Here is a 13,508-nt window from a genome sequence, read left to right as displayed (position 1 = left end):
GCAGATGTTCTGGAAAGGAGATAAAATTGTGGATCTTTCAAGAGCGTTTCTAGATACGAATGGCTGTTCAAAAAGTCAGGAAGTTAAAATTACGCATCTTGATGAACTGAAAGAAGAAACTCAGGCATTTACTGAAGAGAATTTCCTGAAAAATTTAAGCGATAAGAATGTTGCTTCTCAAAAAGGATTGCTGGAAATGTTCGATTCATCAATCGGGGCAACTACGGTTGCGATGCCTTTAGGTGGAAAATACCAGCAGACTTTGATGGAAGGAAGCGTTCAGACATTGCCAATTATCGGAGCTAAAGATATCGAAACCGTTTCTTTAGCGAGTTGGGGATTCGATGCAGATATTTCTAAGCAGAATTCTTTGTTGGGAGCTTCTTACGCTGTTGTAGAAAGTGTTGCGAAGATTGTTGCAATGGGTGGTGATTATAAAAATATCAGATTCAGTTTTCAGGAATATTTTGAAAAATTGGGTCAGAATCCTGAAAAGTGGGGAAAACCTTTGGCTTCACTTTTGGGAGCTTACGATGCGCAAATTAATTTCGGTTTAGCGGCTATCGGAGGTAAAGATTCAATGAGCGGAACGTATCAGGATCTGAATGTGCCGCCAACATTAATTTCTTTCGCTTGTGCCAACGGAGAAAAGAAAAATATTATTTCTCCTGAATTTAAAAACGAAGGAAATAAAGTATATTTCTTCAATCATATCGCTCAGGAAAACGGAATTCCGAATTATTATGCTTTAAAAGATGTTTATGAATTTATATTTGAAAATATTAAAGCAGGAAAAATCGTTTCAGTAAAAACGGTTAAAGAGGGTGGAGTTGCGGTTGCTTTAGCAAAAATGAGCTTTGGAAACAGATTGGGCGCTGACATTACAGTAGATGATGCTTCGGCATTGCTCAGCAAGCGAATTGGTAGCTTAATTATAGAATCTAAAGAAGAATTAAGTTCTGTAAATCTTCAATTGATCGGAAAAGTTGTTGCAGACGAAGTTTTAACCATCAACAATCTTCAAACTTCCATCCTCCAGCTTCTCGCTTCCAACAGCAACACCTTCGAAAATCTTTTCCCAACAGTTGAAAAAGAAAAAATAACGGTTGAAATCGATGAAAAATTAAATTCAGTCAACCTAAGAAATATCATCATTAAGAAACACGGAATCGCTCAGCCAAAAGTATTTGCGCCGGTTTTCCCGGGAACAAACTGCGAATACGATACACTGAATGCTTTTGCAAAAGAAGGCGCTGTAATCAGCAGTTTACCATTAATCAATATTAATCACCAATTGTTGGATGAAAGTATTGATGCGTGGGTTGAGGAGATCAAAACTTCCCAGATTTTAGCTTTCTCAGGAGGTTTCTCTGCGGGTGATGAACCGGATGGTTCTGCAAAATTCATCGTTAACGTTTTAAAAAACGAAAAGATGAGAAATGCCGTTCACGAACTGCTCGACAGAGACGGAATGATTATCGGGATCTGTAACGGTTTTCAGGCGTTGGTTAAGTCCGGATTATTACCTTACGGAAGAATCAAAGATTTGGATGAAAATTCTCCAACGTTGGCTCACAACGCGATCAGAAGACATATTTCCCAGATGGTAAATGTAAAAGTCGTAAATGACGAATCGCCTTGGTTGAAAGGAATGAAAGATCAGATTTTCACGATTCCAATTTCTCACGGGGAAGGTCGTTTCATGGCTTCGGAAGCGGAAATTCAGAAGTTGTATGAAAACGGACAAATTGCCACTCAATATTTAGACTTAGAAGGAAATATTGCTCACGGAATGCCTTTTAATCCAAATAATTCTTTATTCGGAATTGAGGGGATCACCAGTCCTTGCGGAAAAATTTTCGGAAGAATGGGACATCCGGAACGTTTTGCAGAGGGATTATTCAAAAATATTCCAACCGCAAATTATCACAACATCTTTAAAAATGGAGTGGAGTACTTTATGTAAAAAATAACAAAAATAAAAAATGACCGTCCTTAGTGACGGTTATTTTTTTATAAGGAAAGTTTTAAATAATACTTTAACAATTAATTTTAAAACTTAACATAGTGATAATTGTTTCTTATTTTTGTATCAAATTCCGATAATGAAAAAAATAGTATTCTTCGCTGCTGCATTAATTTCTTTCTTTGCTGCTGCACAGCAGAAAGTTGCAGACACTTTGCAGAATAAAGAAAAAGAGATAGAGGAAATTACTATTGTAGCTTCTTCCCGAACTGGACAGAAAATAGAAAATTCACCTCAAAAGGTAGAAGTTCTGGGAAAAGAAGAAATGAATGAAGAAAGCGGAATAAAACCTGCAGGAATAGGAAGTATTTTAGGGGATATATCCGGAGTACAGATCCAGCAAAGCAGTCCGGTTTCCGGTAATTCCAATATTCGTATACAGGGGCTTGATGGAAGGTATACCCAAATATTGCGTGATGGAATGCCTTTATTCGATGGATTCAGTGGAGGATTGGGCGTTCTTTCTGTTCCGCCTTTAGATTTGCAGCAGGTAGAGCTCATAAAAGGTTCCGCATCTACATTATATGGAGGAGGAGCTATCGGAGGATTGGTCAATATTATTTCAAGAAAGCCTACTGCAAAACAGGAACTGACATTTTTAGCAAATTATTCTACTTTGGACGAAAAAAACTTAAATATGTTTGCTTCCAAAAAAATGAATCGGTTCGGATATGTTTTCTTCGGTGGTATAACATCACAAAATGCAAAGGACGTAAATAAAGACGGGTTTTCTGATGTACCCAAAACAAATTCTCTGGTTTTGCATCCCGAAGTATTCTTTTATCCTTCAGAAAGTTCAGTAATTAGTCTAGGATGGACAGGAAGTTTCGATAAAAATACCGGAGGCGATATGCAGGTAATACGTAATAATGGTGATAACATCCATCAGTATTTTGAAAAAAATATACTTAAAAGAAATACGTTCGATCTTATTTACCAGCAAAATTTCAGCAATAATTCTAAACTTGAATTTAAAAACAGCTTAAGTGATTTTAACCGTGATTTCACCAGCAATGAGAATTTTCTGAACGCCAATCAGAAAAATTATTTCTCAGAACTTACCTATACACGGCCATTTACAAATACCCTGCTTGTTTTAGGAGCAGATTTTCAGGGAAGCAAATTTAATCCTAAATCTTTTCAGTCTTTTCAGATTCCGGCGTTTGAGAATAATTCTTTCGGAATTTTTCTTCAGAACACCACTAAGTTAAAAAAAGCGACCATAGAATCAGGAATCCGTACTGATTTTACCAATACGTACGGTAGTTTCTTTTTGCCGAGCCTTGCCGGTATTTATCATTTTGATGAACACTGGGCTGCAAGAGGAGGAATTGGTTTAGGCTATAAAGTTCCTAATGCACTTGCTGCGCAGAATGTAGACTATTCTTTAGAAAAACTGCTGCCAATTGATACGCAGAATACAAAAGCAGAAAAATCTGTAGGTTACAATCTGGAGTTTAACTATAAAAAGAAATTCGACAGCGGGAATGAAATATTCATCAATCAGGCATTTTTTCTCACACAAATTTCCAGTCCGGTAATTGCTCATCAAACTTCTACAGGAAATATATATTTCTACAACGAATCCAAATCTGTTGTTTCAAAAGGTTTTGATACATATATCAAAGGAAAATTTGATGAATGGGAGCTGTATTTTGGGTATACCTTTACAATAGCGAAATATAATTTTCTGGAAGGCAATGATTATATTCCTCTTACTCCGAAACACAGAGCTGCAATGACGGGACTTAAAGATTTTGAAAACGGATGGAAATTAGGGATTGAGGCATCTTATAATGGAAAGCAATATCGTTTAGATTACAGCCGCACTCCTTCTTACCTGTTTACCGCCGCAATAATTTCCAAAGATATCGGGAAACATTTTATCGTTGTACTGAACGGAGAAAATCTTCTGGATTACAGACAAAGTAAAAAAGAAGCTCTCTATTCCGGTAACATAAGCAATCCCACATTTTATCCACTTTGGGCTCCGATAGACGGAAGAGTAATTAATCTGTCGGTAAAATGGAAGCTGTGATAAGTTAATTGAAAATATACTTCCAGTAAACAAAAATTCCGACAATTACAGAAGCAATTGCCATCAGTAAAACCGCTCCGGCAGAAATATCTTTGATGAAACCGATCCTTTGATCAAATTCAGGATGAATAAAATCGCAGATTTTCTCAATGGCAGTATTCAGAATTTCAGCAGCTAAAACGCCGAAAGAAACCATTAAAATTAAAATGGTGTCTGTAGAAGAAAGGTTCAGGTAAAAAATCAGAAACACATTAATAAGGAAAGCCATAGCCTCAAGCTGAAAATTTCTTTCATGCTTCATCATGAGAAAAACACCCCGGAAAGCATTTTGTAAACTCTTATGTACAGGAGGTTTTCGCATATTTAAAGTTTATTTGCAAATATAGTTAATTCATTGAAGAAAATCCTTATCTTTAGTGCTTTAGGATGTTTTCGGGCATCAAAAAACCAGAGCAGGAGCAGTTGTAAAATTATTTTGATAGATGTTAATAACTCTCAGAATTATTCTTTTCATTCTGTTTTCTATTTATTATATTTGTAAAAATTTATTTTTAAATCTATGAAATTTATTATTTCAAGTGGTGAACTACAGAAGGCTTTGCAAACTGTAAGTGGCGTAATATCAAGCTCTCAGTCGAGACCGATTTTAGAAAACTATCTTTTTGAATTAGACGGAACTCAGGTTACCATTACCGCATCTGACGGCGAAACGACTCTTGTAACTTCTCTTGAGGCAAAGTCTGATGATACGGGTAAATTTGCGGTTCCTGCAAAGATTTTCCAGGACTTCATCAAGACTTACGGAGAACAGCCTCTTACGTTGGTTGTGAAGGATAATGCAGAAGGAACAGGAAGTCAGCTTGAGATTTTAGATGAAAAAGATAACTTCGCCGTAGCATTGGATAACGCGGACGATTATCCGGAATTGCCGGAATTTGATGCCGCACAAAGTGTTACCATGCCTGCAGGAGTTTTATCTGAAGCCCTTACCAATACGCTTTTCGCCACAAGTAACGACTCTCTTCGTCCGGTAATGACAGGAGTACTGTTCCAGTTTGGAGAGAATGAAACCAACTTTGTTTCTACAGATTCTCACAGACTGGTAGTATACAAAAGAAAAGATCTGATGAATGCCGAACCGATGGAATTCATCATGCCTAAAAAGCCATTGAACATTTTCAAAAATATTTTAGCAAGTTCCAATGAAGACGTAACGATCGAATTCAACGAGAATATGGCAAAATTCACTTTTGGAAAGCACGTTTGGATCTGTAGACTGATCGACGGAAAATATCCTAATTACACAGCGGTAATTCCTAAAGAAAACCCGAATGTATTAACCATCAACAGAAATCTCTTATTAGGAGCGATTAAAAGAGCTTCCATCATGTCTAATAAATCGACCAATCAGGTAAGATTTAAGCTTTCTGCAAACATTCTTCACCTTCACGCAGAAGATACGGAGTATGCAAACAAAGCAGATATGCAGATTCCTTGCGATTACAACGGAGAAGACATCAACATCGGTTTCAGCTCTAAATTCTTAACGGAAATGTTAACGATTCTTGGTTCAGACGATATTACCATGAAAATGTCTCAGCCAAACAGACCGGGAATTATTGAACCTCTTGATGGTCTTGAAGAAAACGAAAGTATTTTAATGTTATCAATGCCGGTAATCGGATTGTAATTTTAACGTAAATAAAATAGGATAAGAGGTTTTGATTTTTTCAGAACCTCTTATTTTTTAGGAGCTATTTCCCGCTTTCCGCACTCGCTATTTACTTAGGATTCGGCTGCGGCAGCGAAGCTGCCGCAGCCGAATCCTAAGTAAATGAGCTCAAACAAAGCTGCAATCGGGGCTAGAATTGCAGTCCGCCGTTTTGCAATGAAAAAAGAGATGAAGTAATCTCCGGAATGCATCTACAAGTAGAAATCGAGACTTAGTTTAAGAAACAGTAATGACAGATTTAAATTCTGCTTTCACTTGCTGAGTAGAACGCCTTAGCGAACAACAATATTCAGAATTTAACAATACTTTTCTTAGCTATCTTTTGCGTTAAAAATAAGGTTTTCAGATTGCTGCGGTGTTTCGCTTTTCGCAATGACAATGCCTTGCTAATCCGGAAGGAAAAAGAAAGCTGCTAAATAACTCTTAAAGTTTCTCTCACATTTCTCTGTTTCTTAAAAAAACACGATATTTGTAACGCGAAAAATTCAAGTAAAATTTTCAAAATAAGCAAGGTTTCTTTTAACCTTGAAAAATAATAATTTATCAGATGAAAATATCAAACAACTGGCTTAAAGATTATATCAAAACGGACCTGAAAACTGAAAGAATCGGTGAGTTCCTTACAGATATAGGTCTTGAAGTTGAAGGGATAGAAAAATTTGAAAGCATAAAAGGAAGCCTGGAAGGAATTGTTGTAGGTAAAGTTTTAACCTGCGAGAAACATCCGAATGCAGACAAATTAAAAAAGACAACGGTAGACGTAGGAAACGGAAAGATTTTAAACATCGTTTGCGGAGCTCCCAATGTGGAAGCCGGACAAACCGTTCCTGTTGCAGTTGTAGGAACAAAAATCTATGATAAAACCGGAAACTTTTTTGAGATCAAAGAAGCAAAAATAAGAGGAGAAGTTTCTCAGGGTATGATCTGTGCAGAAGACGAACTGGGTCTTAGCGACGATCATGGCGGAATTATGGTTTTGGATGAAGAAAAGTTTGAAGCCGGAAAAAATTTCGCAGATTATTTTGAAATAACAAACGATGAAGTTCTGGAAATCGGTTTAACGCCAAACAGAACCGATGCAATGTCTCATTACGGTGTTGCAAGAGATCTTCACGCTTATCTTTCCACAAACAAACAGAAATCTGAGTTCGAAAAAGTATCTTCTGTTGTGCTGAACAACGAAGGTTCTCACGATTTTACATTAGAAGTGGAAGACGCAGAATTATGTCCGAGATACATCGGAGCGGTAATCGAAAACGTAAAAGTGGCAGATTCTCCGGCTTGGCTGAAAGACAGACTGAAAGCCATCGGATTAAGCCCGATCAACAATGTTGTAGATATTACCAACTATATCCTTCACGGTTACGGACAGCCGCTTCACGCCTTTGATGCAGATAAAATTGCAGATAAAAAAGTAAAAGTAGGAACAGTAAAAGAAGGAACAAAATTCACGACTTTAGACGGTGTTGAAAGAACTTTGAACGGTTCTGAAATCATCATTAAAGACGGAAAAGATACGCCGATGTGCATTGCCGGAGTTTTCGGAGGTGCCAATTCAGGGGTTTCTGCTGAAACAACTACCATCTTTTTGGAAAGTGCTTATTTCAATCCGGTTGCGGTGAGAAAAGGAGCAAAATTCCACGGATTGAATACCGATGCTTCTTTCAGATTCGAGAGAGGAGTGGATCCTAATATTACAAGAACAGCAATTACGCACGCTATTAAATTAATTCAGGAACTTACTGAAGGAAAACTTGTGGGGGAATTGCTGGAACAGTATCCTAAGAAAATTGAAGATCAGTATGTCATCATCAGATTTTCAAAAATCGAGCAGATTTTAGGAACCAAAATTCACAGAGAAAAAGTAAAAGAAATTTTAAAAGCCCTTGAAATTCAGGTTCTAAATGAAATTCAGAATGGTTATGAAATTTCTGTTCCTGCGTACAGAGCAGATGTTACCAGAGAAATTGATGTTATCGAGGAGATTTTAAGAATCTACGGATACAATAAGATCGATGCTCCTCAGAAAATTTCGTTTACGCCGGTAAAACTGGCTGCACAGGATCAGGATGAGCTTGAAAATAACTGGGCAAGAACGTTACAGGGATTAGGTTTCAATGAAGTAATGAACAATTCATTGACTTCGCTAAAAGATGAAACGGATGCTGTAAAATTATTAAATCCTTTAAGCAACGATTTGGCATTTATGAGAAAGTCTTTACTGGAAGGGCTTTTGCAGAATGCAATTTACAATATCAACAGAAAAAATCAGGATATAAAATTCTTCGAATTCGGGAAAATTTATCATAAGAGAGATCAGTATGAGGAAAGAAAGCAATTGGCTATCCTTGTTTCCGGAAGAGATGTTGCAGAAAACTGGCTGCAGCCGAAATCTGCGACAAGCTTCTATAATCTGAAAGCTTATGTAAAAGTTTTGCTGGAAAGATTAGCAGTTGATTATAAAGAAGTAGCTTTATCTGATGAAAGATTCTCTGATGCTTTGGCATATGAAGCGGACGGAAAAGCTTTGGTAAGAATCGGGAAAGTGGCTCCTCAGATGCTGAAAGATTTCGATATTGAACAGGAATGTTTCTACGCCGAAATTGAACTTGAATTTGCGCAGAAATTACGTTCTGAAAATCAATTGAAATTCAAAGATATTCCTAAATTCAATAAAATCAGAAGAGACCTTGCTTTACTGATTGATAAGAACGTGAATTACGAAGATCTTTATCAGACAGCAAAGAAAAATAAATCTCCGTACCTGAAAAATATTAATTTATTTGACGTTTACGAGGGGAAAAATCTTCCGGAAGGCAAGAAGTCTTATGCAATGAGTTTCGAACTTTTAAACGAGGAAAAAACTCTTGAAGAGAAAGAAATTACTGCGGTAATGGATTCCTTAATCAAATCTTTCCAGAAAGAATTCAATGCAGAATTAAGAGGGTAAAAAAATTATCTTTCGAATACAATATAAACGGACATTTGTCCGTTTTTTTTTTGGCAAAAACCGAAATTGCCAATAGTTTAAAGATTGAATATTTTATTAAATAATCTCAGTTCGGGATAAGAGAAATTTTAAATAATTGATTTATAGCGTTGTATTATTTTATCGCAAAGAAAAACAAAAGATTTTTTTACTTATTGAAAGTTTGTAAGCTAAACAAAGGCACTTCGTTTATTTAAAAAAGACAAAATGGTATTACTTTGATAAGTTTTACGCCTTTGTATATCTTAAAAGCTGAATTCCTGATAATTGAATCTCTTTGTTTAACCTTGCGTTTAATACTTATTCCGAACTCAGGTTAAATCAGGATAAATCATATTCAATTACAATTTTATCTGAAGTGTTAAAGAATAATAAAATCTTCCGAAACCCGTTTAAATAATAATAATTCCGTAAATTTGGTTTAAATCAAAAAGTAAACAATGAAGAATCTTTTTTTAAGTATATGTACTGCTACAGTTTTGGTTTCGTGTGGAACAATGTCCAGCTCTTCTGCTTCCAAAGTAGGAAAAGCGCAGCCTTCTCTTGCAGGTACAAAATGGGCTTTGGCTGATAATGTGAAAGGAAAAATTCCTACTCTGAATATCGAAGGAGAAAAGATCAGCGGTAATGCAGGATGCAACAATTACTTCGGGACAGCAAAAGTAGATCCGGCAATGGGTAATTTTTCTGCGGGAGCTTTAGGTTCTACAAGAATGGCTTGCGATAATATGAGCGTGGAGAAAAACTTTATGGATATGGTAGGAAAAGCCAATAAATATGTAGTAACCGGAAATGTTCTGGAATTGTATCAGGACAATCTTTTACTTTTGAAATTCAATAAAGCTGAATAAAATAAAAAGGAACTCAATCGAGTTCCTTTTTTATGTTTAAATTGTTATTAATCTTCCTCTTCTTCGTCGTACTTAGCCAACTCTTCATCACACCATTTAAACGCAGCTTCCACTACTTTTGTAGCCTCATCCGCCATTGTTTCTTCGTCGTCACCTTCCAGATCATCCAGCCACTCAACTTCTTCTTCCTCAACGTTTAAGATAAATCTTGGATATTCTGTGTGCACCACGAATAAATCTTCTGGAAATTCCGAATTATCTGCTAATAAAAACTTTGGTAATTTCATTTTTTTAATGTTTTAACTTTAAATCAAAGATAATAAAATTATTGGTATTTGTTCTTGTCAATCTTTATTTTTTGCAAAACTTTATACCTTGTTAACGTTGTTTTCTGAAGCGTATCTTTCGGTTTAAAAGTTAGCGTAATATTAGGATTGATGGTACTCATCAGTTCGGCAACCTGTATTTTATCAAGATCTTCCGTGGTTTCAAGATAGAATTTTAAAGGTATTTCATCAAGTTTTTCAGATTGCAGAAAATGCTTCATTTCCTTTCTGTTTTCAAGATAATTCCCTTTGGAAAGCCATGTAAATAACATTCCCGAAAGCAGACTTAAAAAACCTAGAGCGTACGTTTTAACCTCGAAAATAATAAACAGTTTCCTGAAATAAACCAGCCAGACCGGAAGACTGAAAGGAGCCATTAATCTGTAATCGATAGCATTCACAGAATAAAAATACTGAATAAAATAAGAACAGATAATCCCGAAAACACTCACAAAAATATAAAAGGACTCTGTTTCTGAAAGTTTGTATTTAATAAAAAGGAAAACAATCAGCAGGATATTTACAAAGCCGATTCCGTAGATCGCATAATTGATCATTCCGCCTCCCGGATCTGCAATGTGAATGAATGGGTTGAAAGTAGTACACAATCCCTGAAACAATTCAACAAGAAGTTTAGAGGTAGGATATAGACCGATTTCCAGAAATTGACTGACATAGTTTTCGTTAAAGTAATCAATAAAAAGAAATTTGTACAAAACCACAAAAATTCCTCCGATGATTCCAGAAAGGATAAATATTCCCGAATATTTTCTTTTCCAAAAAATCAATCCGAAAAGCCCGGTTCCGCCCATAATGAAAAGAGCGCTGTATCTTATGTTATACAAAGCAATCAGGCTTAGTGAAAGATAAAAAACGGCTTTTCTCTTTTCTAATTTTCCATCAATAATTAATGTGGAAACATATAAAAATAAAATAACGAACGGCAAAATCATAGGTTCGCTCATGGTATAGGAGAAAATGGAGAGGAAGCTGAATAAAGCACATAAAACAACGGATTCTCTAAAGAAAAATTTCTTCTTCCATGTGAAAAAAAGAATGAAGAAAAATGCGGAAATTCCTACAACTTTACTTCCCCAGAATTCATCAAACCCGAAAAACGTAAAAAATTTTATCGCTAAAGGATATCCTAAAGGAGTCGTGGTATTATCGATGGTCGGAAAGACGTGCGCAAATCTCATATAACGGATGGAATCCGGATTTACACGCCCTTTTTCATTAAGCAGAAAACGCAAAATGGTCATCACTAAAGTAATGATGACCATTGATATCTGAATATTTTTTTCTTTAAATTTCATGGATTGTGAAATTAGTAAATTTTGCAAAGCCAGTCAATTTTAATCACATTAAAATTGAATTCCAGAAAATTCACAATTTACCCTTCACAATTCACTTTTTATTATTTAGAAAACATTTTCGCCACTTTTTCCGCTTTTTTGCTTTCGGAATAATCATAGAAACCTTCTCCGGATTTTACGCCTAATTTTCCTGCCATTACCATGTTTACCAACAATGGATTCGGAGCATATTTAGGATTTTTGAAGCCGTCATACATTACATTTAAGATCGCTAAGCAAACATCAAGACCAATAAAATCGGCAAGCTGAAGCGGTCCCATCGGATGCGCCATTCCCAGTTTCATTACCGTATCAATTTCCTCAACACCTGCAACGCCGTTGTACAACGTCTCGATAGATTCGTTGATCATCGGCATTAAAATTCTGTTGGCAACAAATCCCGGATAATCATTTACTTCTACAGGAACTTTTCCAAGCGTTTTGCTCATTTCATAGATCGCATCGAACGTCTCTTTGGAAGTGGAGTAGCCTTTAATGATTTCGACCAGTTTCATGATCGGAACCGGATTCATAAAGTGCATTCCGATTACTTTATCTGCTCTTTTGGTAGCCGCCGCAATTTTAGTGATCGAAATTGAGGAAGTATTGGTTGCCAAAATGCAGTTTTCAGGAGCAAACTCATCCATCTGTCCGAAAATTTTCAGCTTTAATTCCTGATTTTCCGTTGCTGCTTCCACAATAAGATCAGCAGATCCAACTGCATCCTGAAGTGCTGTAAATGTGGTGATGTTCCCTAAAGTTTCCGCTTTTTGTTCTTCGGTAAGGTTTCCCTTTGCAATTATTCTGTCGAGATTCGTGGTAATGGTTTTAAGACCTCTGTCTAAAGCTTCCTGAGAAACATCTACAAGATTTACTTTAAAACCGCTTTGTGCAAATGTGTGCGCAATACCATTTCCCATGGTTCCGGCTCCGATAACTACAATGTTTTTGATCATTTTTCCTTATTTAAGTTTTAATTATTTACTGTTGATTAAAGTTAAATTTCGTGCATTGGAAAGATCTGCTTTTTTTACCGTCAACGTTTCATCAAAACTCACATTCCCGTCTCTGTTAGGTCTTTTCATTTGGTTTTGATTATTGATGGCAGCTTTCAGCCCTTCCACAAATCTGGTTTTCTGGGTTCTGGAGAATATATCTGTACCGATATAAATATTAAATTCACCTTCTCTTCCCAAACCGCTCTGTCTGTACACTTCGAAATTTTTTATTTTGTTTTTTTTCTGAAACTGATTAATAAAATCCATCACAGGTTTAGCGGAAGGCGTACCGCAGCAAATGCTGTGATAGCCTACCTGCAGATAATTTTCGCTCTTCTGTGCAAAAAATACTGCGGAAGTGAATAACCCGATTAATAATACTATTTTTTTCATTTTTAATGGTTTTAAAATTAAGCTTAAATTTTTACTTATTAAAATAATCCCAGACTGTTTTTGAAATGTCTGAAATCATTCTGCAGTTCACTTCAGCTGTTTCCGTTGAGTTACTGACAAATACAGCTATTGCATAATGCTTGCCATTCGGTAAAGTGATGATCGCAATTTCATTTTCAGCACCCGTTAAACCTGCATTATTCTTGCCGGAAGATCCCGTTTTTCTTGCGATAGGCGTATCTTTCGGAAGCTGTTCAATTAATTTATTTGTTCCTGTGGAAGTGGAGAGCATTACTTTCATCAGATAATCTGTTGATTTTTTTGATAATAATTTTCCGTCATAAAACTTTTTCAGCACATCAACCGCGGAATTCATGGTGGTGTAATTTTCATACTGCGCATTCCAGTCTTTATGCATCGCTTCTTCATTGTATTTGATCTGAAAGTTTTTCACCCCTTTAGCATTCATAAATTTCTGAACAACCTGCGTTCCGCCTAATAATTTTAAAAGAATATCGCAGCCGTTATTGTCACTTTTAGCAACGGTGTATTCAATAATTTCGCTTAAAGAAACAATACCGCCATTTGGATATTTTTCGCGAAGAGGCGACCATGTATTTTCATGTAAATTCAGTTGATTAAGGGTAACTTTTTGATCTAAAGAAAGTTTTCCTTTCTCTACATAATCTAAAACCGCAATGGCAATGTGAAATTTGAACACGCTCTGCATCGGAAGCTTTTTGTCAGGATTTTTATTGTATGTAAAACTGTCTTCGAACCCCAGAACAGAAATTCCGACC

General features: G+C 36.1%; 11 protein-coding genes. 5 read left to right on the top strand and 6 right to left on the bottom strand.

Annotation, left to right across the window (positions count from 1 at the left end):
* Nucleotides 1–1,966, top strand: a 1,966-nt coding sequence (locus WFK35_RS13410; protein ID WP_336733013.1) for a phosphoribosylformylglycinamidine synthase subunit PurQ, incomplete at its 5' end; no start/stop codon positions are given.
* A gap of 139 nt (nt 1,967–2,105) precedes the next feature.
* Nucleotides 2,106–4,064 (top strand): TonB-dependent receptor plug domain-containing protein, encoded by a 1,959-nt coding sequence (locus WFK35_RS13405; protein WP_336733012.1) that lies wholly within the window; start codon nt 2,106–2,108, stop codon nt 4,062–4,064.
* 4 nt (nt 4,065–4,068) lie between these two features.
* On the opposite strand, the gene WFK35_RS13400 is transcribed toward WFK35_RS13405, so the two are convergent.
* On the bottom strand, nt 4,069–4,425 hold the full coding sequence (locus WFK35_RS13400) for a diacylglycerol kinase (RefSeq protein WP_336733011.1): 357 nt from the start codon (nt 4,423–4,425) through the stop codon (nt 4,069–4,071).
* A 198-nt stretch (nt 4,426–4,623) separates the two neighbouring features.
* Between WFK35_RS13400 and dnaN the strand changes: the two genes are divergently transcribed.
* The 3 genes from dnaN (at nt 4,624) to WFK35_RS13385 (ending at nt 9,636) form a co-directional block, all read left to right on the top strand.
* On the top strand, nt 4,624–5,754 hold the full coding sequence (gene dnaN / locus WFK35_RS13395) for a DNA polymerase III subunit beta (RefSeq protein ID WP_076394496.1): 1,131 nt from the start codon (nt 4,624–4,626) through the stop codon (nt 5,752–5,754).
* A gap of 589 nt (nt 5,755–6,343) precedes the next feature.
* Nucleotides 6,344–8,746: a phenylalanine--tRNA ligase subunit beta gene (pheT, locus tag WFK35_RS13390; protein WP_336733010.1), complete on the top strand. Its 2,403-nt coding sequence runs from the start codon at nt 6,344–6,346 to the stop codon at nt 8,744–8,746.
* Between the two features lie 479 nt (nt 8,747–9,225).
* Nucleotides 9,226–9,636 (top strand): META domain-containing protein, encoded by a 411-nt coding sequence (locus WFK35_RS13385; RefSeq protein WP_336733009.1) that lies wholly within the window; start codon nt 9,226–9,228, stop codon nt 9,634–9,636.
* 47 nt (nt 9,637–9,683) lie between these two features.
* Here the strand turns inward: WFK35_RS13385 and WFK35_RS13380 are convergent, their stop codons facing one another.
* The 5 genes from WFK35_RS13380 to bla form a co-directional block, all read right to left on the bottom strand.
* Entirely contained in the window at nt 9,684–9,923 is a 240-nt protein-coding gene (locus tag WFK35_RS13380) for a hypothetical protein (RefSeq protein ID WP_002977986.1), read from the bottom strand.
* Nucleotides 9,924–9,961: 38 nt separating this feature from the next.
* A complete protein-coding gene (locus WFK35_RS13375) occupies nt 9,962–11,278 on the bottom strand; it encodes a hypothetical protein (protein WP_336733008.1) in 1,317 nt (438 codons plus the stop codon).
* Nucleotides 11,279–11,379: 101 nt separating this feature from the next.
* Nucleotides 11,380–12,270 (bottom strand): 3-hydroxybutyryl-CoA dehydrogenase, encoded by an 891-nt coding sequence (locus tag WFK35_RS13370; protein ID WP_175608832.1) that lies wholly within the window; start codon nt 12,268–12,270, stop codon nt 11,380–11,382.
* Nucleotides 12,271–12,294: 24 nt separating this feature from the next.
* A complete protein-coding gene (locus WFK35_RS13365; RefSeq protein ID WP_336733007.1) occupies nt 12,295–12,708 on the bottom strand; it encodes a hypothetical protein in 414 nt (137 codons plus the stop codon).
* Between the two features lie 31 nt (nt 12,709–12,739).
* Nucleotides 12,740–13,508: class A beta-lactamase, subclass A2 (gene bla / locus WFK35_RS13360; protein ID WP_336733006.1), on the bottom strand; the 769-nt coding region annotated here is incomplete at its 5' end.

Origin of the sequence: Chryseobacterium sp. VD8 (assembly GCF_037149975.1) — a bacterium.
In the GTDB taxonomy this organism is placed as follows: Bacteria; Bacteroidota; Bacteroidia; order Flavobacteriales; family Weeksellaceae; genus Chryseobacterium; species Chryseobacterium indicum.
Note: the sequence above shows the minus strand (reverse complement) of the source record. Positions and strands in the feature narration are given on the sequence as shown.